This window comes from Microvirga lotononidis (assembly GCF_034627025.1).
Taxonomy (GTDB): domain Bacteria; phylum Pseudomonadota; class Alphaproteobacteria; order Rhizobiales; family Beijerinckiaceae; genus Microvirga; species Microvirga lotononidis.
Genome location: NZ_CP141048.1, coordinates 4,079,611 through 4,106,121, shown reverse-complemented (window position 1 = coordinate 4,106,121; position 26,511 = coordinate 4,079,611). Strand labels below are relative to the sequence as shown.

Sequence of the window (26,511 nt, the reverse complement as noted above, 5' to 3'; positions counted from 1 at the left end):
TCAGGACCTCCGCGCTTCCTTGGCAAGTCGTTCCGCCGTGTCGGCAGCTCCCATCGCGCCCGCCAGGGCCTCCGCCGTGAGACCGCCCGCATCCTGTGCCGCGACATCCGCGCCCCGGAGGAGAAGCGCATGGACGATCTCTTCCCGGTTGAACATGGCGGCAATCATGAGCGGGGTCTTTCCGCCTTCGCTCCGACCATTGGGATCAGCGCCTCCATCCAGGAGGCACTGAACCGTCGGCATGTCGCCCTTGAAGGCGGCGCCGGCCAAGGGTGTCTGTCCGCGATTGTTGGCGAGTTCAGGATCCGCGCCATGCGACAAGAGAACCCGCACCGTGTCCACATGCCCATGATAGCTCGCGAGCATCAGGAGGGAATCGCCCTTCTCGTTGCGCAGGTTCGGCGGCAGCCCCATGCGCAGCAAGTCGCCGAGTTCCTGCGCATGGCCCGCCCTCGCATGCTGGAAGACCCTCTGCGCGAAGGCGATCGTCTCCTCGTCCAGCTCCGGCTTGGGCGGTTCATTCTGCATCGTGGGCTCCTGAGAGTCGTGCCTCAAAACGACGTCAGCGTCCTGGCGAGAAGATCGAGCGCGGCCGGACCGTCGACACTCGTGGCGACCTGAACCGGCGTTCCCCGCTCGCCGATTGTCAACGCACCCGCCTCCTCGGCGGGTCCGGTGCTGACGCTCAGGCGCAGATCCTCGAGACGGAAGAGTTCGGGCGCCAGTGCGAACAGCATGACGCAGGGGTCGTGAAGCGGACGGCTCTCCTGATGGGTCGACGTCTCGAAATAGGATTCGATCAGGTCCGCGACCATCGAAGCGAGCGGCTTTCCGGACGCGGACAGCGTCGCCGTGAAGTCCCGCGTGGCGCGGACCCGACGCGTGACGTCCAGCGGCACGAGCACGAGCGGAAGCCCGGAGGACAGGACCACGTCCGCCGCCTCCGGATCGGCCCATAGATTGAACTCGGAACGCGGCCCGACATTGCCGGGTTCGTAAACCACGCCTCCCATGGCGATGATCCGGCCGATCCGCTTGGCGGCATCCGGCTTGTCGAGAACAAGATGGGCGATGTTCGTCAGCGGTCCGAGGGCGAAAACATCGACGGCGCCGGCTGGTTCTTTGAGCAGGAGTTCCGCCAACCACTCGACTGCGGGTTGGTTTTCCGGCTGCCGGACGGGAGCCGGGAGAGCGACGCCGCCGATGCCGTCCTTGCCGTGCAGGTTCAGGGGCTCGGGTCCCGGCCGGGACAACGGCGCGGCGGCGCCTGTAACGACTGGGATATCATGCCGGCCAGCGAAGGCGAGCAATCGACCGGCATTGCGTGTCGTCGTGTCGATACCGATGTTTCCCGCCACGGTCGTAACGCCCGCAATCGAAAATTCAGGCGAGGCCAGCGCAAGAAGAATGCCGATGGCATCATCGATGCCGGGATCCGTGTCGATGACGATTTGCCGGGGTTTTACGTGAGGCATGACGGGGCTAGAAACCTTGCATTGAGTCCGTTCGGCTGCTTATCCGATACCGGACGGAATTTGACCATAGCCACAGGTGCGCCGTGACCCAATCTGCCTCGCTTCCCGACGATCTCCTGGTGAATGCCGCGGACGAGGTGCGCATCCGGCAGGATCTCGTCCTTGTGGCGCTCGGCAAGCGGCCCGCCGATATGCTGTTGCGCGTCGGGCGCCTGCTCGACGCTCATACACGCACATGGCTGGATGACCAGGAGATCGCCATCCGTGGCCGCCGCATCGCCTGGACCGGGCCTGTAGGAACGTATCCCGGCACGGCTCTCGCCCACGCCGACAGAAGCGATCTTGCGGCGGTCCCCGGCTTCGGCGAGGTGCACAAGCATATCGAGAGTTCGCACGTCACGCCGGAATACGAAGCCGCCCTCGTGCTGCCGCGCGGCAATACCTGGACCTGCGAAGCGAGCCACGAATTCTCGAACGTGGACGGCGCGAGCAATCTCGAATTCTGGCTGACCGCTCGCCGGCAGGGTTCGCCGATGAAGATCTTCCCCTTGCCCGGATCCGCCGTTCCGCCGACGGCCTATGAATGGGGCGGTGGATACTATGGGTACGATGAGCAGGCTGGCTTTCTGAAGGAGAGCCTGATGGTCGCGGGGCTTGATGAGGTCATGGATTGGCCTGCCGTCTGGAATCCGGAAAACCCGTCGCACAAGCGCCTCTGGGGCATGATCCAGGCCACGTTCGAGAAGCGTGGCGTGGTGGAGGGGCACGGCGCCGGCCTGCGCGATCTCAATTCCATCAATGCTTTTGCCTCTGCCGGCCTCGCTTCGGATCACGAAGGTTGGACCGCAGAGGAAGTATGGAACAAGCTGCGGCACGGCATCTTCATCGAGATCAGGCCGCATTCGATGCCGGAGATTATCTCCGGGCTGATCGAGCGAGGCCTCTCCGACTGGTCGCAGGTGGCTTTCGCCACGGACGACCGCAGCGCGTCGGATACCCTGCGGATGGGGGCAACGGACTACAATGTCCGCCTCGCCATCGAGTCGGGCCTTGCGCCTGAGATCGCGATCCAGTGCGTGACCATCAACCCTGCCCGTCATATGCGCCTCACCCCCTGGGTCGGCAGCATCGCACCCGGCCGCTTTGCGGATATCGTACTGCTCGACGATGTAACAAGGCTCTCGATTGCCGAGGTCTGGGCGGATGGACGGCCCGTGTCCAAGGGAGCGAACTATCTCGGGCCGCTGCCTTCCATCGACTGGCCGGATTGGGCTTCGAAGACCGTGAACATCCGGCGCAGGATTGAGCCTCAGGATTTCGCCATCGCGGCACAACCCGGTCGGGACACGATGCAGGCCGCGCTCCTGCGCCCGTTCCATTGGGCCGACGACTTCATCACGATGGATTTGCCCGTCGAGAATGGCGAGGTCCTGCGCGATCCGGCGCGGAACGTCACGAAATTCGCCATCGTCGACCGCTTCTCGGGCGAGGGACTCGTCTCGCGCATGTTCTGGCTCGGCTGCGGGCCCAAGACACCCGATACCGCGGTCGGATGCACGGTCGCTCACGACAAGCACAATCTCTGGGTCGTCGGCTCGTCGGACGAGGCCATGGCGATGGTGGCGAACCGGGTGGCGGAGATCGGCGGCGGATGGGTTCTCGTCAACGGCGGCAAGGTCGTGGCCGAAGTGCGCTACGAGATCGGCGGGCTGATGACTCAGCGCCCTGCGATGGAACTCGACGCAGAGATGCAGCAGCTTTATGCGGCGGCGGAAAAGATCGAGTGGCTCTACGAGCCGACCTTCTCCCCGCGCTGGTTTCCAGGCTTTCCGGAACGGCTGCAATTCGCCACCCTCACCTGCGCGCCCTGGCGCTGGGTTCTGGTCGCGCCGTGCGAGGCCGCTCCGCAGGGCTTCGTGAACGTGGCGACCGGGCAGACGCACCCGGTCGTCTGGTAGGGATCACCCGGCGGCGTCGATCCGGGCCATCTCGGCCTTGAACGCCGTTGCGATCTGGCCCGCGTCGCGCAGGATCTCCTTGCGCTCCAGGCTCTCGACCTTGCGCCCGCGCATGATCCAACGACCGCCGACCATCACGTCCTGCACGTCGACAGGCATCGCTGAGAACACGAGCGTGGCGTAGATGTCGTAAATCGGCTGCATGCGCGGGGCCGACAGGTCGATTCGGATGAGATCGGCCTGCTTGCCCGGCTCGAGCGAACCGATGCGGCTGTCGAGGCCGAGCACCTGAGCGCCTTCCAGGGTCGCCATGCGGATCACCTGCGCGGCCGGCATGGGTTTGCGGCTGTGGCCGAGCAGCTTCTGGAACATGGAGACAGGACCGAACTGGCTGAACAGGTCGAGGGTGTTGCCGCTCATCGGCCCGTCGGTGGCGATGCCGACCTTGATGCCGGCGGCGCGCATGGCCTCGATGGGCGCGATGCCGCGCCCCGCCTTCGCATTCGAGCGGGCATTGTGCGCCACCCGTACATCCGCCTTCGCCATCCGCTCGATCTCGAACGGATCGATATGCAGACAATGCGCAGCGATCAGGCCCGGGCGCAGAAGTCCCGCCTTCTCGACGACCGCAACGGGCCGAAGCCCGTGGTTCTTCCGGCACCATTCCATCTCGCTGTCCATCTCGGCGAGATGGAGCTGCACCGGAACATCTGGATGATCCTCGGCCCAGCGGGCGACGCGGGCCATCACGTCGATGTCGGTCGAATAGGGAGCGTGGGGCGCAATGGACGGCACGATGCGCTCGTGCCCGGAGAACTCGGACACGAGATCCTCCACGAGGGCGAAGCCCTGATCGATCGTCTTGTGATCCGGCGGATCGAAGGTCGCGAGGGTCTGGCCGACCACGCCGCGCAGACCCGCCTGGTCCAGGGCGCGCCCGACCTCCGTCTCGTAATAGTACATGTCGGCGATGGTGGTGACGCCGGCCTCGATGGATTCAAGCGCCCCGAGCAGCGTCCCGACGCGCACCATCTCGGGCGAGACGAACTTGCGCTCCATAGGCAAGACGTAGCGGAACAGCCGGTCGTCCACGTCCTCGCCGAGGCCGCGGAACAAGGTCATGGCCAGATGGGCATGGGGATTGACCATGCCGGGCATGATCACGTTACCATCGACGTCGATGAGTTCGGCTCCCTCGATCCGTGGCGGCTCGCCGGAGCCGATCGCCTGAATCGTGCCGTTCTCGACGTGCATCCATCCCCGATCGATGATGCTCATGGCCTCGTCGATGGGAAGCAGGCAGGCGTTCTGGATGAGGATCGCAGCCATCGTCAGTCTTCCTCGGACGCCAGGATGGTGCATTGCTCCGGCACCGGCACGAGCTTCACGCTCGCGCCCGATTTCAGCGGATTCGTGAGGCTGCCATTGGCGATGAGGCGACCGGCTGCCGTCTCGCACTGGTATTGATAGGCGCGGCCGAGATAGGTCCTCAGGCCCAGCTGGGCCGGCAGTCCCTCGGCGGCCGCGTCAGGGGACACCATCAGTCCATCGGGCCGCGTCGCGAGCAGGAACGTGTCGGGGATGGAGCCGAACAGGCTCTGCGAGAGGCGCAGCCGCAGCCCAGCCGTCTCCGCCGTCACGTCATCGCCGTCCCGCACCACGACGTTGAACGGGATGACGTTCTCGAAGCCGACGAAACGGGCCACGAAGGTGTTGGCAGGCCGCCTGTAGAGCACCTCCGGCCTGTCGAACTGCATGAGCCGCCCGGCGCTCATGATGGCGACGCGGTCGGAGATCGAGAAGGCCTCTTCTTGGTCGTGCGTGACATAGACCGAGGTGGTGCCGTTGGCGCGCTGCAACTGACGGATCTCGACGCGCATGTCGACCCTGAGCTTGGCATCCAGGTTGGAGAGCGGCTCGTCGAACATGAGAAGTGGCGGCTCGATCACGAGCGCGCGCGCGAGCGCCACACGCTGCTTCTGGCCGCCCGAGAGCGCTCCCGGGGCGCGATCCGCCAGGGCCGCGAGCCCGACGCGCTCCAGCATGGCCAGCGCCCGCTTGCGACGCTGGGCAGGGCCGATGCCGCGCTGCTTGAGGCCGAAGGCGACGTTGTCGAGAACCGACAGGTGCGGGAACAGGGCGTAGTTCTGGAAGACGAGGCCGATGTCGCGCTTGTGCGTCGGCAGCCGCGTCAGGTCGCGCCCGCCGAGGGAGATCGAGCCGCTCGTCGGCGACAGGAACCCGGCGATGAGGCGCAAGGTGGTGGTCTTGCCACAGCCGCTGGCCCCGAGAAGGGAGACGAGTTCGCCGGCTTGGACCGAGAGCGAGAGGTCTTCGAGAACCTTGGTCGTTCCGTAATGGGCGGAAACGGCGTTGATATCGAGAGGCTGTGTCACGGAAATCACTTCGCAAGAAAGGTGAGGCCGAGCGTCCGCTCGACGATGGCCATCACGGCCACGGTGAGGAACATCAGAAGGACGGAGACGGACGCGACCGTGGGATCGAAGAACTGCTCGACATGCGCCAGGATCTGGATCGGCAGGGTGCTGATGCCCGGTCCGGTCAGGAAGAGCGACACGGACACGTCGTTGAGCGACGTGATGAAGGCGAGGATGAACGCCGCGATCACCCCTCCCCTGACATTCGGCAGGACGATCGTGAAGAAGGTCTTCACGGGCGCGCTGCCGAGGCTGATCGCCGCCTCCTCGATGGAGAAGTCGAAGGACGCGAGACTGGCGCTGATCACCCGCACCACGTAGGGCAGCACGATGAGCGTATGGCCGATGAGCAGCGCCAGGAAGATCGGCGCTCCCGTTCCGACCGTGAACGATTTCAGCAGAGCGAAGCCGAACACAATCTCGGGCACGAGGATCGGCAGCACGAACAGGGTGCCGAGCCATTTCGGCAGTTCGACCCGGAAGCGGTTGAGCGCATAGGCGGCCGGAATGCCGATCAGGAGCGCGATCATCGTACCCAGGAAGGCGATCTGCAGACTCGTCACGATGGTCCGCCGGAAGGCGCTGATCTCGAAGATGTTGTAGAACCAGCGCAGAGAGAGGCCCTGCGGCGGGAAGGTCAGATACGTCGTGTCGCTGAGCGCCGCGCCGACCACGATGACGAGCGGCAGCATCAGGAAGAGATAGACCAGGGCCGTCACGACGATGAGGATGGGATGAGGTCTGTCGGACATCACGTGGCCATGGGGTTGATGCGGCGGGCGATGTGGCTCATGGCGAGGACGATGGTGATGGTGATCACCGTCATGATCGCCGCGATGGTCGAGGCGCCGACCCAGTCGAAGGACACCATGGCGCGCTGCTGAAGCAGGGTCGCGAGAACCGTCTGACGCTCTCCGCCCAGAAGTTGCGGGGTGGCGTAGGCCGTGAAGCTGCCGGTGAAGACCAGCACGGCACCGACGATGAGCCCCGGCACGGCGAGCGGCAGCAGCACCTGCCAGAAGGTCGCCACCGGCGATGCACCGAGGGACGAGGAGGCCTGAAGCACATCCCTGGGGATGTTCTCCAGAACACCGACCAGGGACAACACCATCAGCGGCACGAAGAGATACACCATCCCGACGATGACGGCGCCCTGCGTGTAGAGCATCTCGAGCGGCTCGTTGACGATGCCGAGCGCCAGAAGGGTCTGGTTCAGGATGCCGTTGCGGCCTAGGATGATGAGCCACGCGAAGGCGCGGACCACGACGCCGGTGAGGAGCGGAAAGACCGCCGCGACGATGAGCAGGCTCTTCACCTTGCCCGGAGCCCGCGACACCACATAGGCGGTCATGAAGCCGAAGATCAGCGAGATGATCGTCGTCAGGGCCGAGATCTGCAGCGTTCGGAACAGAACGGTCGTGCGGAAGCCGCTGTTGAAATACGAGATGTAGGGCGCGAAGATCCCCCGCGGATCCATGAAGGTCCCCGCGATCACGGCCCCGATGGGCACGATCAGGAACCCGATCACCGCGAGAGTGGCGGGCGCTGTCAGCGCCCACCCGGTTGCGCCGTTCCGGCGCCAGAAATGTCTTGCTGTCATGATGGCAGGGTTACTTCCCGAAGACCTCGCTCCAGGCATCGAGCCAGTCGGTCTTGGCCGCGTTCAGCTTCTCGTAATCGAGACGCCTGAGCGACGAGATCATCTTCTGGCCATAGGTCCAGCGGGAGGCCTGCTCCGGCGTCAGCTGCACGGCCGTGGCGACGGGAGCGTCCACTCCCCGCTCGGCGAGCGTCTGCTGGATCTTGGGGTCGAGGATAAAGTTGATGAACTGATGCGCTAGCTCCGGGTTCGCCGCGCCCTTGGCGATGTTCACCGTGTTGAGGGTGGCGTAATCGCCCTCCTTCAGTTCGGCCCACCGCACGGTCGGCACCGCCGCCTGGATCTGGGCGAGGGTGAAGTCCTGCGCCATGGCCACGGAGACTTCGCCGGTCGAGAACAGGTTCACGAGCTCCGAGCCGGTGTTGTAGTTCTTCACTACGTTGGGCTTCAGCTGATCCAGAGCCTTGAAGGCCGCGCTCTCGTCCTTGTAGGGATCGACGCCAGCCTTGCTGGCAGCGACCAGAACCGTCATCGGACCGGCCGTCGTGGTGATGCCGGGCAGAGAGACGCGGCGCTTGAGATCGTCCCGCCACAGGTCGTTCCAGGAGGTGATCGGCGCCGAAACCTTGGCGCTGTCGTAGATGATGCCGACGCGGCCGACGGTGTAGGCCGGCCCGAACTTGCCCTGCGGCTCCTTGGCGATATCGTAGATGCCGTTGATGTTGGGGACCTTCGCGCGATCGACCGGCTGGAACAGGCCCTCCTGGATGCCGAGCTGCGAATAGCTGTCGGTCAGGTACACGACATCGACGCCACCGCCGCCGCGGATCTTGATCTTGTTCAGGCGGTCGGCGTTGTTGCCCGTCTCGAAGACCAGGTCGCAGCCGCACTGGGCGCGAAACGGCTTGAGGATGATTTCTTCGAGCTTGTCGCCGTTGAAGCCCCACCAGGAGATCGTGAGGGTCTTGTTTTGCGCCATGGCGGGAGCCGCGGACAATGCCGCCAGAGCCAATGCCATGCTCGCAACCGGTTTGCGCCAACGCCCTACCATCTCAGACTCTCCTGGGTTCCATTGTTTCACAGCCGAGGATATGGGATGCCGATACCCTTTACGGGGCAATCGCTGCCCTATTGGCACCACGCATTAACACAACCATGGGCTCGGGGAAGCCCTGCCGGCTGAGGACTCTGCGCACCTTCTCGTCTTTCTGCTCAAAAAATTCGCAAAATGAAGAGCGGCCTACTCGGGAATCCATCCGCCTGCCGGTGCTCGCTTCAGCCGGGGAGTTCGCAGCACGCCCACCACCCGGTCCGGCGAATGGGAATAGATGGACGAAACCGGCTCCTCCCAGGCGTTCGACTGCAGCATCGCCGCCCCGATGGCGACCGGATTGACCCCGCAGGAAGCCAGCAGCTTCAAGGCCGCGACGATGGAGCGCCCGCTGCTGATCACGTCGTCCACGAGCAGCACCCGCCGGTTCTCGATCAGCGGCAGCATGCGCGGGTCGAGATACAGTCGCTTCACCTGCTCGGGGCTGGTGATGGAACTCATCGGGACGGAGAGCTCCTCCCGATACCAGAACTTGCGTGATGTCCCGAAGGGGACGTAGCGGCTATGTCCCAGCTTCTTTGCCGTGCCGCCTGCCAGCGTGAGGCCGAGGGTCGGCAAGCCGAGCACCACCTCCGGCTCGAAGGCGTGGACCTTCTCGGCAAGGCCAGCGCACAGGGCCTCTTCGACGGCGAAGCCGGCCTGATTGATGATGAGGGATGCCAGGGCATGCTTCCCATCGGCCAATTCGCGGATGGGAAGACGCAGCTGGCGCCCATCCTCGAACTCTGCCGGAAAGAACCCGCGATGCCCTTCGTCCGGCAGCCGCTCGAAGGTGCCCGGCGGATGAATCTCCTGCCAGAAATCATGGGGCTGCATGGCTCACATCTTCCAATCTGACGACACTGAACGATTGTGACCCGGCCGCCACCGCGCTATCGAACACGCTTCACCGACCCTATCAGGACGACAGCACGATGCCTCTTCCGGACCTCATCCAGGCCGACCTACCATTCCTGAGGAGCCTCCGCCAAGACCTGCACGCTCACCCGGAGCTGGGATTCGAGGAGGAGCGCACCAGCGGGATCGTCGCCTCGCTTCTGGAAGAGGCGGGCCTCAGCGTGCAACGGGGATTGGGCGAGACAGGCGTCGTCGGAACCCTTAAAGTGGGCAGCGGGACGCGGACCATCGGCCTTCGCGCCGACATGGACGCGCTCGCCATGCCGGAACAGGCGGAGCGTCCCTACAAATCGAAATTCGCCGGGAAGATGCATGCCTGCGGTCACGACGGGCACACGACCCTGCTCCTCGGAGCGGCCCGTCACTTGGCTCGCAGCCGCAACTTCTCCGGCACGGTGCATTTCATATTCCAGCCTGCCGAGGAAGGTCGCGGCGGGGCGAAGAGAATGGTTGAAGACGGGCTTTTCGACCTTTTTCCCTGCGATGCGGTCTACGGCCTGCACAACATGCCGGGCCTGGCGATCGACGAGATGGCCGTCACAGTCGGCCCCCAGCTGGCCTCGTCCGATACATGGTTCGTGACGTTCAAGGGAATCGGCACCCACGGCGCGAAGCCGCATTTGGGCAAGGACCCGATCACGGCGAGCGGCTATTTCCTCTCGGCCCTTCAGACCATCGTGGGACGGGTGATCAATCCGTTGCAGCCTGCCGTCGTGAGCGCCTGTTCCATCCAGGCGGGCGATCCGCGGGCCCTCAACGTCATTCCCGATGTCGTGGAGATCGGCGGAACGGCGCGGGCCTATTCCGCACACGTACGCGACCAGCTCGAAGCGGAGATCGAGCGGCTGGCGCGGGGCGTCGCTGCGATGTTCGGCATCGAGGTCTCATACGAATTCCGCCGCCGCATTCCACCGGTTGTCAACGATGCGGACGCGACGGCGCGGGCGCTCAAGGCCGCGCAGGCCGTGTGTGGGTCCAAGGTGGTGACGGATTTCGAGCCTTCGACGGCCGGTGACGATTTCGCCTTCTTCGGAGAGGCCGCGCCCGGCGCCTATGTCTGGCTCGGGAACGGTCCCGCCGTCGACGGAGCGCTGCATCACAACACCGCCTACGACTTCAACGACAACGCGATCCCGACCGGCGTGGCGTTCTGGGTTGCGCTCGTTGAACAGGAGCTTTCTGCCTAATCCTTACCGCCCTCTCACGCGAGAGGGCTCCGCCTCAGCGACATCTGTTTCAGCCCAGCCGCGCCGGTTCTTGCGCTGCTTATTTGGCTTCTTGCCTCTGTCGCGCCGGGACTTTTCGTCCGGCTTGCGCCGTTGGGACACGGAGGTGGCGACAAGCTTCTCTTCGATCTTCGCATTGAGGCTCGCACGCAGGTCGACCACCGTCTCCATGTCCTCGAAGACGGCCGGATAGCGCTGGGCGAGCCAGAGCCAGCTCGTGGCGATCTTCACGCGCGCCTCGAGCTTCAGAAGATCGGTGTTGATGCCGAAATCGGGCGCACGCACCCGCCCGTCCCGGGCGTGCTGACGCGCCCAGTCGATGAGCAGTTCGACCGCCAACTGCTCACGCCCGTCGACGGGCGCCATCGCGTAGGACAGGCGATCGAGGATCGGCATGTCCACCGTATCGAGGAGCGATGCCAGCTCGATCATCTCGTCCATGTCGGCCATGCGCAGATCCGGGTGCCCGGCCACGAGCGTGTCGTACAGGTGCCGCAGCACGCGGCCGAGGCGGTCCGTCTGCAACACCTCGCTGGCCGACAGCACGGTCTCCTGATTCGGGCGGACATAAGCCTTGCCCCGCAGCTTCGCGGCATCGCCGTTGAGCGCATTGCGAACGACGGACTCGACCTGCGCGTAAGCGCCCGCCTCCGGCAGCGCCGTCACGAGACCTTCGTCGTGATGGCCGAAGCGCCCTGCCCGGCCGGCGATCTGCTTGATCTCCATCGCTGACAGCTGGCGCTCGCGCACGCCGTCGAACTTGCGCAGGGTCGAGAAGACCACCCTCCTGAGCGGCCCGATGTTCAAACCCATGCCGATGGCATCGGTCGCCACGAGGATCTCCGCCTCGCCATTGCGGAAGCGCGCGGCCTCGGCCCGGCGGACTTCAGGTCCGAGCGCCCCGTACACGGTCGCGACCGTGCGTCCCGATGCGACGAGGCGCGTGCGCAGATCGTGCACCGCGCGGCGAGTGAAGGCCACGACGGCATCGCCGCGGGTGAGCTTGTTGAGATTGGCCGGGACGCCTTCGACACGCAGCTTGCCCTTGCGCTTGAGGATCTTCACCTCCAGCGGCTCGCCGGTCATGGCGAGCAGATGCTCCACCAAGGGGATCGCCTCCGGCGCGCCGGTCAGCACCACGAGCTTCGCGGGCGCTCCGACCATCGCCTGGGTCCAGGCCCAGCCGCGGCTCGGATCGCCCAGCATCTGCACCTCGTCGATCACGCAGACATCCACGACCCGGTGGAGATCCAGCGTCTCGATCGTGCGGGCGATATGGGTCGCGCCCTCCGGCAGAACCCGCTCCTCGCCCGTGATCATGCCGGCCGCGAAACCTTCCCCGCTCAGGCGCTCGTAATGTTCGAGCGCCAGGAGCCGCAGGGGCGACAGGATCTCGGCGGTTTCCGCTTCTCCTGCCAATCTGAGAGCCTCATGGGTCTTGCCCGAATTGGTCGGCCCGGCGAGGAAGAGGAAGCGGCGATCGAGGGAACGGGCGACGGGGAAGATGGCCGCATAGCGCTCGTAGCCCGAGGCTTCGCGGATCTGCGCTTCGCGCAGGTGCCGAAGCCGCCTCGCGGCCGCCTTCGAGCGGTAATCGTCGAGCTTCTGGCGCAATCGGCGCCCCACCCCGGCCGGCCCGCCCTTGTCGGAGGCCTGGATGCGGTCGAGTTTTTCGATGGCCGCTTGAATGCCGCCAAGGATCGCCTGACGCTCGCCCGCGTCTTCGAAGGCGTCGAGATAGGTTTCGAGCTCATCGCGCCAGCTTGCCACTTCCTGTTCGCAGGCCTCGAAGACTGCGTCCCGGAGCGCGACGAGCCTGGCTTCGAGAGCCTCCGACGCCGCCGCGAGTTCGTTACGCTCGACACGCGCGGGCGCAAGCACCACTGCCGCCACCTCGAGAGGCTCGGGAAAGGAATACTCGACGGCAATGTCGATCAGAGCGCCGTCCGGCAGGATCTGCAACGGCTTGCTGAACACGGCCCGATAGCCCGCGAAGACGCGCTCCGGCTTCCAGGGACCGCGTTCGATCCTCCGGATGTCCTCGGCGACGTAGAGCCCCGTATTCCGCCGGACCGGCGCGAGGACGCTCTGTCGACGCCGATGGGCGGCGTCATCCGCAGGCTGCGGCTCGCCGCTCCGGGATGGGCGGGAGCCGCTCTTCAGGGTCTCGCCACTCTGCTCCCGCCATGCGGGCACCTCGGCCGAAAGCTGCGCGACCACCTCCGGATCGAACATGGGCGCCTCGAAGGTGCGACCGCGCTTCTGGAAGGTCCGCCGCTCGGCGACCGGAATCAGCCCAGCCTCGATCCAGCGCTCGCATTCGGCCTCGCTGGCCAGAAGGATTCCCGGAAGATGGTTGAGGCTGACAAGGTTCTTTGATTTCTTGGGCATTCAAGGTTCCGCGTGGCGAAGCGCGCCTGTCGCTGCTCCAGCCTCGTTCATGGGTGCACCCGCCGCTTGGCACGAGCTGGGATTCAACTCACGGCAAGCTCAGATGTTTTCAGGGATCGTTCTCAGGGATGCGGATCGACCCGGCCGGGTTTGGGCCGAGACAGGAAAGATCGGCCTTAAAGCCTTGATCCGCTGGCTCTTTCCTTTCCCGGTATGTGACCATGCCAAAGTGCATTATCAAGGGACCGATGGCTACAATCCCTCGTCGCGTGTAACAGGTTATCCCCTGGCCAGTGCCGTTTCCACGGGTGTGGAGTCATCTCTCTTCTTGGCCGAGCCGCGTTTTTGACGGCGAACCGGATCCGCTTCGCCGGAAAATGCCCCAGTCGCAAGAGCCCTCAGCCGCCCAGCGTTTTCCTGAGGAAGGAAAGCCCAAGGGCCGAGAGGAAGGCAGCCTGCTCCTTGTTTGCCGCCCCATGCCCGCCATCGTCCGGCTCGTAGAAGAAGACCGGCTGCTTCAGGGCTTCGAGCCTGGCCGCCATCTTGCGGGCATGGCCTGGATGGACCCGGTCGTCCCGCCTGGAGGTGACAAGCAGAACGGGAGGATAGGGCCGCCTCTCTTCGAGATTCTGGTAAGCCGAAAAACCCGCCATATAGGCCCAATCCTCCGGCCGCTCGGGATCGCCGTACTCCGCCACCCAGCTGGGTCCCGCCAGAAGACGCGTGTAGCGGCGCATGTCGAGGAGCGGCACCGTGCACCAGATGGCGCCGAAACGCTCCGGGTAGCGGGTGAGCATGTTGCCGACGAGCAAGCCGCCGTTCGATCCGCCATAGGCCGCCAGCTGTTTTTCCGTGGTGACGCCACGCCTGACCAGATCCTGCGCGATGGCCGCGAAGTCGTCATGGGACAGGCGCTTGCCTTCCCGCATTCCGGCCTTGTGCCAGGCAGCCCCGAACTCGCCGCCGCCACGAATGTTGGCGACAACCCAGACATTGCCGCGCTCCAGCCAGGTCTTGCCGATGCCGCCGAGATAGCCCGGCGTCATGGACACCGAAAATCCGCCATAACCGTAAAGCACCGTAGGGCGCGGCTCCTGCTGGTCCTTCGGGCCGATCTGATAATAGGGGATACTTTCCCCATCGACCGAGACGGCTTCGTGGCGCGTCACCTCCAGGCCTGAGGCATCGAAGGCGGCAGGCGCTTCCTTGAGCACCTCGATCTCCCGGTCTTCGGTGACGAGTACCAGTTTCGTCGGCTCGACGAAGCTCGAGATCGAGAGCAGAAATTCATCCGTGCGCTCGAGCTGCCCGGCATCGAGCGACATGGCATGGACGGAGGCCGTATCCGGCAGCCCCTGAAGGCGCTCCAGATGCCAGGGCTCACCGGGCATGCCGAGCCATATCTGGCTCGCGAGATTATCGAGCACGGTCAGGACCAGCCTGGACTTGGTCCACCAGAAGCCGGAGAGAACGCGCCGGGGACCCGGCTCGAACAGCATCTCGAAGCGGCGGTCGCCTGCCATGAAGCGGGAGAAGCTGATGGCCAGCAGGGCATCGGCCGGATAGGTGCGCTCCGGCAGAGCCCACTCGCTCTTCAGCTTCACGATGAGCCAGTCCTTCTCCACATCGAAACGGGCATCGCGGGGAAGATCGATGAGCAGGGGATCGCCTTCGTCCTGGGCGAGATAGCTGATCCCTTCCTCGAACGTGATCTGGCGCCGGTAGAAGACCCGTTCGTAGCCCGGCTCCCGATCGACGGAAGCCGAGATGTAGATGTCGTCGAACTCGCCCTGGAAGAGGACCGGCGCCCGCTCGAAGTCCGAGCCGCGCTGCCACAAGCGGATTGTGCGTGGATAGCCGGAGGCGGTCGCCGCCTCCTCGCCGAGTGTCGTGGAAACGAGGAGGCGATCCCTGTCGAGCCATGTCGCTCCACCCTTCGCCTCCGGGAGCGCGAAGCCGTTCTCGATGAAGCGCTTCTCGATCAGATCGAACTCGCGCAGCTCGACGGCGTCGGCGCCTCCTCGCGACAGGCTGACCAGGCCGTAGCGCTGCTCGGGCTCAAGCGTGCCGCATCCCTTCCAGACCCAGTCCTCCCCCTCGGCGCTCGCCAGGGCATCGATGTCGAGGACCGTCTCCCAGGACGGCTCTGCTTTCAGGTAATCGTCCATCGTGGTACGCCGCCACAGGCCGCGCACATGGTCGGCATCCTGCCAGAAATTGTAGAGGCGCCCCCGCCTTCTGGTGATGAAGGGGATGTTGTCCGGCCGGGTCGAGATCTCGTAGAGCGCCCGCTTGTCCGCATCGAAGGCGGCATCGCACAGAGCCGCTTTCGTGATGTCGTTATGGGCCCGCACCCAGGCAAGCGCCTCCTCGCCTTCCACATCCTCCAGCCAGAGATAGGGATCGGGGCGTTCCTGCATCGGTTCGGCCATGGCTGCGCGTTCCATTCAGCTTGGTGATATCGGGGGCGAGAATCGGTTGGAGGGATTATTGGTCACTCCGAGCCGTGAGCAACACCTCTGCTCAGAACCGGATCGATTACCATCCGTTGACGATAGAGAATTTCAAAGGGGCCCCCATGGATCCATTCGTATCCGCACTCGAAGAACTCGCCGAAGCCTTGATGGCCGGCGAGAGCCCGGAACAGGCTTTGCCGGATATCGCCGGCGAGCACGATCTTCCGATCCAGGCCCTGCGCAACCGCGCCTTGAGGGCTCTCGGCCCGCTCGAGACCTACAAGCAGCGTCAGGCCGAGTTGAAGAAGGAGCGGGAGCAGACCGCGAGGCGGCGCGACCCGGTTTTCGCGGGCGCCTCCTTCCTGGCGGCGGTCGCGAGCCTGAACCCGCGGCTTTCTTCAGAAGACCGACAGGCCGAGATCCAGCGCCTCGCGGCGGAGTACGATGTCGATCCCGCCGACCACAAGGAGGCCATCGAACGGCTGCGCAAGCGCTGACCGGCCGGCTTCGATCAAACCTCCCGCGCCGGGGCGGGTTCTGGCATGACGGGGGAACCCGCCTTGTCGGCCCGCTTCCGGTCCCGTGTCACCAGCCGGAAGAACAGCGGCACGAAGAGAATGGCGAGGAAGGTCGCGGCGAGCATGCCGCCGATGACGCCGGTGCCCACCGAATGACGGCTTGCGGAGCCCGCACCCGTCGAGATCGCGAGCGGCACGACACCCAGGATGAAGGCGAGTGAGGTCATCACGATGGGCCGGAACCGGAGGCGAGCCGCATCCAGGGCCGCCTCGTAGACGCTTTCCCCTGCCCTATGACGCTCGGCCGCGAACTCGACGATCAGGATTGCGTTCTTGGCCGCCAATCCGATGAGGGTGACGAGCCCGACCTGGAAGTAGATGTCGTTCTCGATCCCGCGAAGCCAGATCGCCACGATGGCGCCGAAGACGGCGAAGGGCACGGCCGTGATGACGGCGAACGGCAGGGACCATCGCTCGTACTGCGCCGCGAGGATCAGGAACACCATCACCAGGCCGAGAAGAAATCCCTGAGACCCTGTCCCGGCTGATTGCAGTTCCTGATAGGCCGATCCTGTCCAGCCGATGGAATAGTCGGACGACAGGGTCCGGGACACGATCTGCTCGATCGCGGCGATCGCCTGCCCGGACGAATAGCCCGGAGCCGGATTGCCCTGGATCTTGGCGGAGGGGAACAGGTTGAAGCGGTCGACCACGTCAGGCCCGACGATGCGGGACGTCGAGAGGAGGACGCTGAGCGGAACCATGTTGCCATTATCGGAGCGCACGAACACGTGCTGTAGGTCGTTCGGGCTCATGCGGAACTGAGGCTCGGACGACAGGCTCACCCGATAGGTCCGCCCGAACAGGCCGAAATCGTTGACGTATAGACTGCCGAACGTGCTCTGCATCGTGTCGAAAATGGCCGAGATCGGCACGCCCAGCGCCTTCGCCTTGTCGCGGTCGACGTCGATGCGGTATTGCGGCACGTTCGTATTGAACGTCGTGGAAACGCCCGAGAGTTCGGGCCGCTCTCTCGCAGCCTGGACCACCTGCTGGGCTGCCTGGGAGAGGCTTTCGAGAGAACCGCCCGAGCGATCCTGCAGGAAGAATTCGAAGCCGCCCGTGGTGCTCATGCCCGTGATCGGCGGCGGGTTGAAGCCGAACACGACCCCGTCTCGGAAATTCACGTTCAGGCCCGCGAAAGCTGGTGCAAGATTGCGCGCGTCGAGGCGGGGGTCCTTCCGTTCCGACCAGTCCTTGAGGGTCACGAAGGACACGCCGGAATTGGTTTTCTGGGCTCCCGACAGGAGATCGAACCCGGCAATCGTCACGACATCCGCGACAGCAGGATTTTTCTTGAGTTCCTCACTCACCTTCGCGGTGATGTCGAGGGTCCGGTCGAGGGATGCCGCTGGCGGAAGGGCGGTGACGACGAAAACGTTGCCCAGATCCTCCGCCGGCACGAGGCCGCCCGGCACACGCTCGAACAGCCACCAGGTCGCGCCGAGCATCCCGACGATCAGAACAAGGGCGATCAGGGCGTGCCGCAGGAAGAAGGCCGTGCCGGAGGTGAAGGTCCGCATCACCCAATCGAAGCCTCGGTTGAAGATCCGGAATGGCAGCCATGGCTCCTGGTGCCCCTCCTTAAGGAGAAGCGCGCACAAGGCAGGCGTCAAGGTGAGCGCCACGATCCCCGAAATCACCACCGATACCGCGATGGTCACGGCAAATTGCCGGTAGAGCTCGCCGGCAAGCCCTCCCAGGAACGACACGGGGATGAACACGGCGCAGAGCACGAGCACCACGGCGATCACCGGCCCGCTCACCTCCTGCATGGCTTGGATCGCGGCCTCTCGTGGCGGCTTGTGCTCGGTCGACATGATGCGCTCGACGTTCTCCAGCACGATGATGGCATCGTCGACCACGATGCCGATGGCGAGGATAAGGCCGAAGAGCGTGAGGAGATTCACGGAGAAGCCGAGCACATACATGCCGCCGAAGGTGCCGATGATCGAGACCGGGACGGCGAGCAGCGGGATCAGGGTCGCGCGCCAGTTCTGCAGGAAGAGAAAGACCACGAGCACGACCAGCACGATGGCCTCGGCAAAGGTCCTGACCACCTCGTCGATCGAGATCCGGATGAACTTGGTCGTGTTGTAGGGAACGTCGTAGCGCAGACCGTCGGGAAAGCGCTGCGCGAGGCGCTTCATCGTCGCGTCGACCGCAGCAGACACGCTGAGCGCATTGGCTCCGGGCTGAAGATAGATCCCGATCGGCACCGTCGGCGCCCCGTTGAGGGTCGAGACGGTGGAATAGTTCAGCGATCCGAGTTCGACCCGGGCCACGTCCTTCAGCCGCAGCGCGCCGCCGTTCTCGTCCGAGCGCAGGACGATCTGCTCGAACTCGCGGGGATCCGCGAAGCGGCCCTGGGTCGTGACCGAATAGGTGAAGGCCTGCCGCCCCGGGGAGGGCTCCTCCGCGAAGCGGCCAGCGGCGAACTGCGCGTTCTGATCGCGGATGGCGGTTGCCACGTCACCGGGCGTGAGGTTGTACTGGGCGACCTTGTCGGGGCGCAGCCAGATGCGCATGGAATAGTCCGATGCGCCGAAGAGCGATGCGTCACCGACGCCGGGCGTGCGGCGCAGCTCGTCGATGACATTGATGAGGGCGTAATTGGAGATGTAGATCGTATCGTAGCGCCGGTCGGGCGACGACATGGCGACGATCTGGAGGATCGAGGAGGACCGCTTGGTCACCGTCACACCTTGCCGCCGCACCTCCTCGGGCAGGACGGCGGTCGCGCGCTGGACGCGATTGTTGACATTGATCGTCGCCTGGTCGGCATCCGTTCCGGTCTGGAAGTAGACCGACAGGCTCATCGTCCCCGATCCGGTGGAGGTCGATTGCATGTAGATCATGTTCTCGACCCCGTTGACCTGCTGCTCCAAGGGAGCCGCGACGGTCTCGGCAATGGTCTCGGCACTCGCGCCCGGATAATTGGCCGCGACCACGACCTGGGGAGGCACGATCTCGGGATATTGCGCCACCGGCAGGATCCGCATGGCGATCAGGCCGATGAGCACGATGGCGATGGAGAGAACCGACGCGAAGATCGGACGATCGATGAAGAACTTCGAGATCATGGCCGGCCCCCCGGCGCCGAGCCGCCCGGCGAGGCCGTCGTCTGCGCTGCTTTCGGATCCATCTCCACGGGCCTGACGGGCTGACCCGGCCTGACGCGGATGACGCCGTCCACGATCACCCGCTCACCTCCCTTCAGGCCGTCCTGTACGACCCAGCCCGTATCGACCTCGGGCCCCAGGCGGATCGGCCTCGCCTGGGCGATGTCGTTCTCGCCGACGACGTAGACCAGAGGACCCTGCGGCCCCTGACTGACGGCCTGCTGCGGAACGACGATGGCGTCCGGCAGGGTGATGCCGATGAGCCGCACTCGGACGAACTGGCCTGGCAGCAGCAGGCCATCCGGATTCGGAAAGACGGCCCGCGCCTGGATGGTGCCCGTCTGGAGATCAACCCGCTGGGCGGCCGTGTCGATCCTGCCGGTCTGCGGGTACTTGCCCTGTTGGGCGAATTGAAGCTCGACCGTCAGATCGCGCTCGGAAATCGGCTTTTCGCGCCGTTCGTTCAGCGCACGAAAGGCCCTGCCCTCCTCGTCGGTGAAGGAGAAGATCACGTAGGCCGGATCGATCTGGGAGATGGTGGTGAGAAGCGTCTGCTGGGCCTGAATGAGCGCGCCGACCGGCGGCGATTCGAGTGCCGTGGCGCCAGTTCCCGGCGCCGTGATGGTGGTGTAGCTCAGATTCAGCTTGGCGTTCTGGACCTCGGTCTCTCCGAGCTGGACCCCGGCCCTGGCCTGGTCCCGCTGGGAGCGGGCGTCCTCGAGCTGGGCCTCGGTCGAAACACCCCGGCGGACGAGCTGCTCGATCCGGTTGAAGTTGTCCTCGGCCTGACGGACGGCGGCTTGCGCCTGCTGCAGCTGGGCCTCCGCCCGGCTCTGGGCCAGTTCATAAGGCGCCGGATCGATGCGGAAGAGCACCTGATCCTGCGTGACGCGGGACCCCTCGTCGAATTCACGCTTGAGCAGCAGCCCGCCGACGCGAGAGCGGACCTCGATGTCGCGAAAGCCGGAGACGCGTCCGGCATATTCGACCGGGTACGGGACCTCAGCCGGCCGGGTGACCATGATGCCGACCTGGGGGACGGGAAGCGTCGCGGACGCGGTCTGGGGCGCCTGGCGCGGCGTGCGGCCGATGAAAAAGTAGCCTGCTGCCGCGAGCGCCACACCGACCAGGACGACCAGAAGAAATCTCTTGACCACCCGACCCTCCGAAAACATTCAGGCTGGGCGCTCCCCGAGGAGCCGACCTTGATCGATAGCGATGGGGCGAGCGGCCGCCAGATGATCTCCGCCTGAGGGATGAACATCTTGGCCATGCGCGGGTTCCGCAGCAGCCCTGAATGCCCGGGAAACTCCTCCGGGCCGCGAAGCTGCGACACTTTAACGTAGGTTAACAATTCCTTTCCTTGTGTCGGGTTCCTGACAGACGAACAGGCGCAATTCGGTATCATCCGGCCCCAACGATAGAATGAACTGATCGCCGGGGGCACCAACATGGCCATCCGTACGCCGTCCGCTTCTTCCGAGAAGGCAGCGGGCTGCCCGGACCATGGAGTGCTTGATGAAGACCAAGAAAAGAAGGCTCATTTCCTCCGAAACTCGTCGGACCGCCAAGCTTGAGCGTGAGCTCAAAGCCATCGAAGCTCAAATAGCGCTTCTAGAGAAAGACACGCGTCTGGATCTCGCCGTGCAGGACCATTTCGTCCTGTGGAGACGGCCGAACCTCTTTGCTCCCTGGCCGTTGGGCCTCCAGCACTAAGCGAAATCCCATCACCATTCTCAGCCCGAACGGCTGCGCTCCGCGCGGGCCTGCATTTCATCAGACTTTTGCGAACGGATCATCATCATGCGAAAAATCACCCAGACGCCTCCGGACAAGGCGCGGGACCTCTTCGAAAAGCTTCTCGCCACCTCCGACAATGCCGTGAAATCCCGTGAGCGTCTGTTCGCAGACCTGCAGGAAGAGCTTCGGCTCCTCGCGACGCTGCAGGAGCAGCATCTCCTGCCCGTCCTTCGACGGCACGGAATGGACGATCTCGTTCGACAGGCCCTCGACGACAACGAGGAAACCAACACGCTCCTGACGGACCTGGAGCGCATGCCCAAGAACACCGGGGAGTTTCTTTCCAAGGTGGCCGAACTGCGAAGGGTGTTTCAACAGCACATTCGCGATGACAGGAAGGAACTTCTCCCCGCCGTGCTCAAGGTCTTGAGCGACGATGAGGCGGAGGCGGTGGCCGAGAAGGTGGAGGATGAGATGGCAGCGATCGACGAGACGAAAAGATTCGAGGCCCGTCGCGTGCGCGACCAAGCGGAGACGGTTCAGCGCCTGACCGACGATCTGACCGAAACCGTGAAGACCGGAACCGAGAATGCTCAGAGCATCGCCCAGGCCATGCAGCAGGCGATCCAGACCAGCTTCGGACTCTTTTCGGAAATGGCTCGGCGCTCGACGGGCCAGGCGATGCAGATGTACGCTCGTCCGAACGGAGAGTCTCGCGCGTACAGCGAGCAGAGCGTCGGGACCCTGAGGGCCGTGGGGCCATCGAGCGCCCATCTGGCCAAGGGCTTCCAGGATGTATCGCGGGAATGGTTCGAGCTCAGCCAGAAGCGCCTGCAGACTAATCTCGAGGGCTTGAACGCCCTCGCACGCTGCCGATCCATGAACGACTTCGTAACCGTGCAAGGCTCGCTCATTCGGGACAACCTCGAGCAGACCATCGACAACAGCCGGCGCATGGCCGAACTCATGATGGAATTGGCAGATGAAACGACCCGCAAGGCAACGGTCGAGGTGAAGCAATTCGCGGAACGCGCCAACCGAGCCGCCTAGGGCATCCTCAGCTCAGGATGATGGGCCCTTGCACCGACACGAGATTGCGCCCCGGCTGCCATCCGGGGCGTGACAGCGGTGTCGAGAGAGCCCGTCAGTGCTTCACCGAGCGGTTCAAGGCGTTTGTCCAACGATGTGGCCAGAAGGCCAGGACGGCGACGATGAACGTGAGAAGAAGCAGGGCCACCATGACCTGCGCCACCCCGAAGATCGGCGCGTCCTTGGCGACGAACCACCCTGTGACGATGCCGGCTGCAATCATCAGAATTCGAACAATCCATCCGATCATGAGGGCCTCCAAGGCCACGCGCACAGCTTACGGTTTCATGCAGCTTGGCCGATCAATCAGGTCGTCACCGTGGCAGATGACAATTTCCGATGCTTTGATCGGAATCAATGCTTGCGATGCACACGTATTGCATGATGATATTCACGATTGTGATCAGCAACGCAGGCTGCCTTTCAGATCATCGTCACATTTTTAATCTATGCAAATCGCTCAAGGAAACCAAGCTTAAGAGAATACCGTCGGAGGAAGCTATGGACACGAACGCCGAGCATTTCCAGAAGGTATCGAGCAGAGAAAAATTCTACTCTCCTGATATTCTCCCGCAGCTCCAAACGGTGCTTGCCGATCTCGCTGACATGGATTTCGCCTATGAGAGAAGCCTCGCTTCGATCAGGAACAGCGAGGCGGACGAAGATCGCAAAAACGAAATGATCGTGAGCCTTGGACGGCTGCACCGCGAGCGGCGCGCGCCCGTCCTTCAGGAATTGATGATTCTCCATTCCCGAATCGACAGGACCTTCGCCTGAGCCGATACGCGAGAGATCGTGATGCACCCTGTCGGCCCGGAGCAGCCCGTAGGGTGCCCCGCTCAATGCCGCCTCGCCCGATCTAAAGCATCCGATGTGGAATCGAACTCACATCGGATGCTCCCGATTTCTGGCTCGACGCATCTTTCCACGCAAAACCGGTTCCCACTTTTGCGTTCGATGCTCTATCCCTGAATGGAATTCAGGTAAGCGATGAGGTCGTTGATCTGAGCCGGATCGAGCTGGAACTGAGGCATGGAGGGATGGCCCGTCGTGATGCCCTCCGCGAAGGCTTCCGCCAGATCCTCGATTTGGTAACGGGTATGCAACGTCCGGAACGGCGGCGCTTCGGGAATGGGGCTCTCGCCGACCTTTCCGATCGCGTGGCATTGCGAGCAGTTGGTCTGCGCGAATGTCTGCCCGCGCTGGATACGTCCGGCCTGGGCCATGACGCTCGTCGATCCAAGGAGGAGCCCTATCGCTCCAATGGCAAGGAATCTCATAGCCGGCGTCCCTCCGCTGGCGACGGCTCCGCACGCCGGACCGAAACGATTTCGAAGGTGTAGGGCTTCTCGTCCTCATCCTCGATGGTGACGTATTCGCCTTTGACGAAACGATGCTGGTTGAGACGGTAGCCAGCCTCCTCATCGCCGAGGCGGCCCTGGTTGTAGTCGATCATCCAGGTCGCGCCGCCGGAGCCGCCCGGGCGATGAATCAGAATGCCCTGCCGCTCGCCCTCGCCGCCCCAGAAGCGGCGGACGCGGCATAGGGATCGCTTGCGTGCCCATTCCTCCTGGTCGAGGCGACCGCCATCGTCGAGCGGCGCTGTCAGCTCATAGCCGTAAATCGGGCTGCCCTCCGGAAAATCCTTGTTGCGGGCTAGATGAAGGGTGACGTGGTACAGCAATTGTCCCTCCCGGCTGCGAGCGGACTCTCATGGTCCACCCCTTGCGGCAAAGCTTAGGGCTCAAGTCATCCAGCTGCCTTGATTCACGTCAAATTGCGGCATGAGCGGGACTGCGACAAGCCGTTCCGGAGATCTCGACGAAGCCCTGTTGGGTAACCCAAAAGATAGCTCTTGTCGCATATGACCCGCAGGAGCGCCGCGCTTGCCTCACTGCCTCCACGATGACGTGAACGAAATGGAGCCAGACGATTGATCCTCCGCAAAGAACGGATCGCGGCGGCGACCATAATGTGACGGTTTACCCGCTCGCGTAGGGGCGGAAAGTTCCGGAGTTCGATATGCCGGCTCATACACCCTCCACGTCCAAGAACCGTCAGATCTCGCCATCTCAACCGTCCATGCTGCCCGTCTCGGGATCCAGTCCCGTCGCGGCGAATGCCGTCGCCTGCGCGCCGCCACCTTCGTTCGAACCATGGGACGACGCCGAGCTCCATCAGCTCCGGGACGCGCTTGATCACAGCGCCCATGCCGGCCTCGCATATCTGACCGCCGGCCTGTCGCCGGCAGCAATTATCGACGCGTTCATGGACTGGGGCGTTCATCTCGCGATTTCCCCAGGCAAGCAGGTCGAACTCGCCACGAAAGCCGCGAGGAAATGGGTGCGGCTGACGCAATATGCGTCTCGACGCGCGATCGATGCCGGTGCCGCCGAGCCTTGCATCCAGCCGCTCCCTCAGGACCGACGCTTCGCCGAGCAGGAATGGGCGCATTGGCCCTACGATCTGACCCAACAGATCTTCCTGCTGCAGCAGCAATGGTGGGACAACGCCACAACCGATGTCGATGGGGTGACCAGGCAGCACCAAGCGGTGGTCGAGTTCGTCACGCGCCAGATCCTCGACATGGTCTCACCGTCCAACTTCATCGCGACCAATCCGGTGGTGCAGCGGCGCATTCTGGAGACCGGCGGGCAGAATCTGGTTCAGGGCCTGCGGAACTTCGTCGACGACTGGGAGAGGATCATGCGCTCAAAGCCCCCGGCCGGCACGGAACTGTTCCGGCCGGGCCGCAAGGTGGCCGTGACGCCCGGCGAGGTGATCTACCGCAACACTCTCATCGAACTGATCCAGTACAACCCGACGACGGACAAGGTCCACCCGGAACCGCTCCTGATCGTGCCCGCCTGGATCATGAAATACTACATCCTCGATCTCTCGCCCGAGAATTCTCTCGTCCGATATCTGACAGATCAGGGCTTCACGGTCTTCATCATCTCATGGAAGAACCCAACCGCCGAGGATCGGGATCTCGGTCTCGACGATTACCGGAAGCTCGGGGTGATGGCCGCGCTCGATGCGGTCAACTCGGTCCTGCCGCATCGCAGGATCCACGCGGTCGGCTATTGTCTCGGGGGCACGCTTCTCTCCATCGCGGCGGCCGCCATGGCACGGGACGGCGACAGGCGTCTTGCCACCCTGTCGCTCCTCGCCGCGCAGGCCGACTTCCGCGAGGCCGGAGAGCTGACGCTCTTCATCAATGAGAGCCAGCTTCACTTCCTCGAGGACCTGATGCGCAGCCAGGGATATCTCGATACCCGCCAGATGGCCGGCGCCTTCCAGCTCCTGCGCTCGAACGACCTGATCTGGTCGCGCCTCATCCGGCACTACCTGCTGGGCGAGCGGACGCCTCCCAACGATCTGATGTCCTGGAACGCCGATGCAACGCGCATGCCCTATCGCATGCATGCCGACTACCTGCGGCAGCTCTTCCTCAACAACGACCTGGCCGAAGGACGCTTCCTGGTCGATGACCGCCCCATCGCGATCCGCGACATTCGCGTGCCCATCTTCGCGGTCGGCACCGAGCGCGATCACGTTGCACCATGGCGATCGGCCTTCAAGATCCATCTCCTGGCCGACACCGATGTGACGTTCCTTCTTACGACCGGCGGGCACAATGCGGGCATCGTGGCCGATCCGAGAAGGTCGGGGGGCAGCTACCAGGTGCTGACGCGATCCGCCTCGGGGCATTACCTGGATCCCGACACCTGGATCAAGATCGCGCCTCGCTTCGAGGGTTCCTGGTGGCCCGAATGGGTCCGCTGGCTCGACTCGCATTCGGGCGAGCTGACGGTTCCGCCGCCGATGGGAGCGCCGGCCGAAGGTTGCGCCGCTCTCGGCGAGGCGCCCGGCACCTACGTGCTCCAGGCCTGATGCGATAGGCGGTGTCAGGCAGGCGCCCGGTCATCGATTCGAGGCCCTTCCGGTGCTTTAGGGCTTTGGTCCCACAAGGGACATCAGTCCATGAACTTTGCCCCGTAGTGAATGCCGGTGGTCCAGATCAGCCGGACATTGGCCTTGGCGTCCTCCGAGGGGATCCGGAGTTCGAATTCCAGAGGAACGTCCGCAGGCGGCGGCACCACCAGCCGAACTCCGGCTTCCGACAGGTCCCACACCGTGCATTCGATCGGTTCGCCGGTCGTCCCACAGGCGATCCAGCCTTCCATGAAGGCGGGGTAACGCTGACTTGACCGACGCTCCGGTGTCCACTGGCTCATTCTTGCGGTCCTGCCTTAGAGAGAACAACCTTTCTAGAGGAGGAAGCTGGTGCGAGCATGGTCTGACAACCCGATGAGTTCGTTTTCGGACCGCGGGACCTCGCACATCGTGCGGATGATTGGATCCAGCTTCCCGCCTCCAATGATGTGCTCGTCATTCCGATGCTCTCGTGCTCAAAAAGAAGCGCC

The 26,511-nt window shown here is 64.1% G+C and carries 22 protein-coding genes; 6 read left to right on the top strand and 16 right to left on the bottom strand.

What is annotated here, in order from left to right; all coding sequences use genetic code 11:
- Positions 1-528 (bottom strand): ankyrin repeat domain-containing protein, encoded by a 528-nt coding sequence (locus U0023_RS19455; RefSeq protein WP_009491601.1) that lies wholly within the window; start codon positions 526-528, stop codon positions 1-3.
- Between the two features lie 23 nt (positions 529-551).
- A complete protein-coding gene (locus U0023_RS19450; protein WP_009491599.1) occupies positions 552-1,475 on the bottom strand; it encodes a nucleoside hydrolase in 924 nt (307 codons plus the stop codon).
- 83 nt (positions 1,476-1,558) lie between these two features.
- On the opposite strand from U0023_RS19450, the gene U0023_RS19445 reads away from it, so the two are divergent.
- The gene (locus U0023_RS19445) at positions 1,559-3,433 is read left to right on the top strand and encodes an adenine deaminase (RefSeq protein ID WP_009491598.1); all 1,875 of its coding nucleotides are present in this window, start codon (positions 1,559-1,561) and stop codon (positions 3,431-3,433) included.
- A 3-nt stretch (positions 3,434-3,436) separates the two neighbouring features.
- Here the strand turns inward: U0023_RS19445 and U0023_RS19440 are convergent, their stop codons facing one another.
- The 6 genes from U0023_RS19440 to U0023_RS19415 form a co-directional block, all read right to left on the bottom strand.
- Positions 3,437-4,762 (bottom strand): amidohydrolase family protein, encoded by a 1,326-nt coding sequence (locus U0023_RS19440; RefSeq protein ID WP_009491597.1) that lies wholly within the window; start codon positions 4,760-4,762, stop codon positions 3,437-3,439.
- Between the two features lie 2 nt (positions 4,763-4,764).
- Positions 4,765-5,829 (bottom strand): ABC transporter ATP-binding protein, encoded by a 1,065-nt coding sequence (locus U0023_RS19435; protein WP_040638493.1) that lies wholly within the window; start codon positions 5,827-5,829, stop codon positions 4,765-4,767.
- A gap of 5 nt (positions 5,830-5,834) precedes the next feature.
- Entirely contained in the window at positions 5,835-6,626 is a 792-nt protein-coding gene (locus U0023_RS19430) for an ABC transporter permease (RefSeq protein ID WP_040638435.1), read from the bottom strand.
- Positions 6,623-7,471 (bottom strand): ABC transporter permease, encoded by an 849-nt coding sequence (locus U0023_RS19425; RefSeq protein WP_009491594.1) that lies wholly within the window; start codon positions 7,469-7,471, stop codon positions 6,623-6,625. Before U0023_RS19425 ends, U0023_RS19430 begins: the two co-directional genes overlap by 4 nt.
- A gap of 10 nt (positions 7,472-7,481) precedes the next feature.
- Positions 7,482-8,522 (bottom strand): ABC transporter substrate-binding protein, encoded by a 1,041-nt coding sequence (locus U0023_RS19420; RefSeq protein WP_009491593.1) that lies wholly within the window; start codon positions 8,520-8,522, stop codon positions 7,482-7,484.
- 189 nt (positions 8,523-8,711) lie between these two features.
- Entirely contained in the window at positions 8,712-9,398 is a 687-nt protein-coding gene (locus U0023_RS19415) for a phosphoribosyltransferase (RefSeq protein WP_009491592.1), read from the bottom strand.
- Positions 9,399-9,496: 98 nt separating this feature from the next.
- On the opposite strand from U0023_RS19415, the gene U0023_RS19410 reads away from it, so the two are divergent.
- Complete coding sequence (locus U0023_RS19410) at positions 9,497-10,666, top strand: M20 aminoacylase family protein (protein ID WP_009491591.1); 1,170 nt, start codon at positions 9,497-9,499, stop codon at positions 10,664-10,666.
- 3 nt (positions 10,667-10,669) lie between these two features.
- Here the strand turns inward: U0023_RS19410 and U0023_RS19405 are convergent, their stop codons facing one another.
- Together U0023_RS19405 and U0023_RS19400 are read right to left on the bottom strand one after the other, a co-directional pair.
- Complete coding sequence (locus U0023_RS19405) at positions 10,670-13,096, bottom strand: helicase-related protein (protein WP_009491590.1); 2,427 nt, start codon at positions 13,094-13,096, stop codon at positions 10,670-10,672.
- A gap of 398 nt (positions 13,097-13,494) precedes the next feature.
- Positions 13,495-15,528, bottom strand: a complete 2,034-nt coding sequence (locus tag U0023_RS19400; RefSeq protein ID WP_009491588.1) for a prolyl oligopeptidase family serine peptidase — start codon at positions 15,526-15,528, stop codon at positions 13,495-13,497.
- Positions 15,529-15,674: 146 nt separating this feature from the next.
- On the opposite strand from U0023_RS19400, the gene U0023_RS19395 reads away from it, so the two are divergent.
- A complete protein-coding gene (locus U0023_RS19395) occupies positions 15,675-16,049 on the top strand; it encodes a hypothetical protein (RefSeq protein ID WP_009491586.1) in 375 nt (124 codons plus the stop codon).
- A gap of 14 nt (positions 16,050-16,063) precedes the next feature.
- On the opposite strand, the gene U0023_RS19390 is transcribed toward U0023_RS19395, so the two are convergent.
- Positions 16,064-19,210, bottom strand: coding sequence for an efflux RND transporter permease subunit (locus U0023_RS19390; RefSeq protein ID WP_154661057.1), 3,147 nt, complete (start codon positions 19,208-19,210; stop codon positions 16,064-16,066).
- Entirely contained in the window at positions 19,210-20,409 is a 1,200-nt protein-coding gene (locus U0023_RS19385; RefSeq protein WP_009491582.1) for an efflux RND transporter periplasmic adaptor subunit, read from the bottom strand. Before U0023_RS19385 ends, U0023_RS19390 begins: the two co-directional genes overlap by 1 nt.
- Positions 20,410-21,055: 646 nt before the next feature.
- Between U0023_RS19385 and U0023_RS19380 the strand changes: the two genes are divergently transcribed.
- The gene (locus tag U0023_RS19380; protein ID WP_009491578.1) at positions 21,056-22,042 is read left to right on the top strand and encodes a phasin family protein; all 987 of its coding nucleotides are present in this window, start codon (positions 21,056-21,058) and stop codon (positions 22,040-22,042) included.
- A gap of 94 nt (positions 22,043-22,136) precedes the next feature.
- Here the strand turns inward: U0023_RS19380 and U0023_RS19375 are convergent, their stop codons facing one another.
- Positions 22,137-22,331 (bottom strand): hypothetical protein, encoded by a 195-nt coding sequence (locus U0023_RS19375; RefSeq protein ID WP_009491570.1) that lies wholly within the window; start codon positions 22,329-22,331, stop codon positions 22,137-22,139.
- A gap of 131 nt (positions 22,332-22,462) precedes the next feature.
- Between U0023_RS19375 and U0023_RS19370 the strand changes: the two genes are divergently transcribed.
- A complete protein-coding gene (locus U0023_RS19370; protein ID WP_210161002.1) occupies positions 22,463-22,858 on the top strand; it encodes a hypothetical protein in 396 nt (131 codons plus the stop codon).
- Between the two features lie 185 nt (positions 22,859-23,043).
- Here the strand turns inward: U0023_RS19370 and U0023_RS19365 are convergent, their stop codons facing one another.
- Together U0023_RS19365 and U0023_RS19360 are read right to left on the bottom strand one after the other, a co-directional pair.
- Positions 23,044-23,361 carry a c-type cytochrome gene (locus U0023_RS19365; RefSeq protein ID WP_009491567.1) on the bottom strand — a complete coding sequence of 106 codons (318 nt, stop codon included), beginning with the start codon at positions 23,359-23,361 and terminating at the stop codon, positions 23,044-23,046.
- Entirely contained in the window at positions 23,358-23,765 is a 408-nt protein-coding gene (locus U0023_RS19360; protein ID WP_009491565.1) for a hypothetical protein, read from the bottom strand. Before U0023_RS19360 ends, U0023_RS19365 begins: the two co-directional genes overlap by 4 nt.
- 338 nt (positions 23,766-24,103) lie before the next feature.
- Between U0023_RS19360 and U0023_RS19355 the strand changes: the two genes are divergently transcribed.
- The gene (locus U0023_RS19355; RefSeq protein WP_009491563.1) at positions 24,104-25,978 is read left to right on the top strand and encodes a PHA/PHB synthase family protein; all 1,875 of its coding nucleotides are present in this window, start codon (positions 24,104-24,106) and stop codon (positions 25,976-25,978) included.
- An 83-nt stretch (positions 25,979-26,061) separates the two neighbouring features.
- On the opposite strand, the gene U0023_RS19350 is transcribed toward U0023_RS19355, so the two are convergent.
- Positions 26,062-26,322 carry a PilZ domain-containing protein gene (locus U0023_RS19350; protein WP_009491561.1) on the bottom strand — a complete coding sequence of 87 codons (261 nt, stop codon included), beginning with the start codon at positions 26,320-26,322 and terminating at the stop codon, positions 26,062-26,064.
- Positions 26,323-26,511 lie beyond the last annotated feature (189 nt).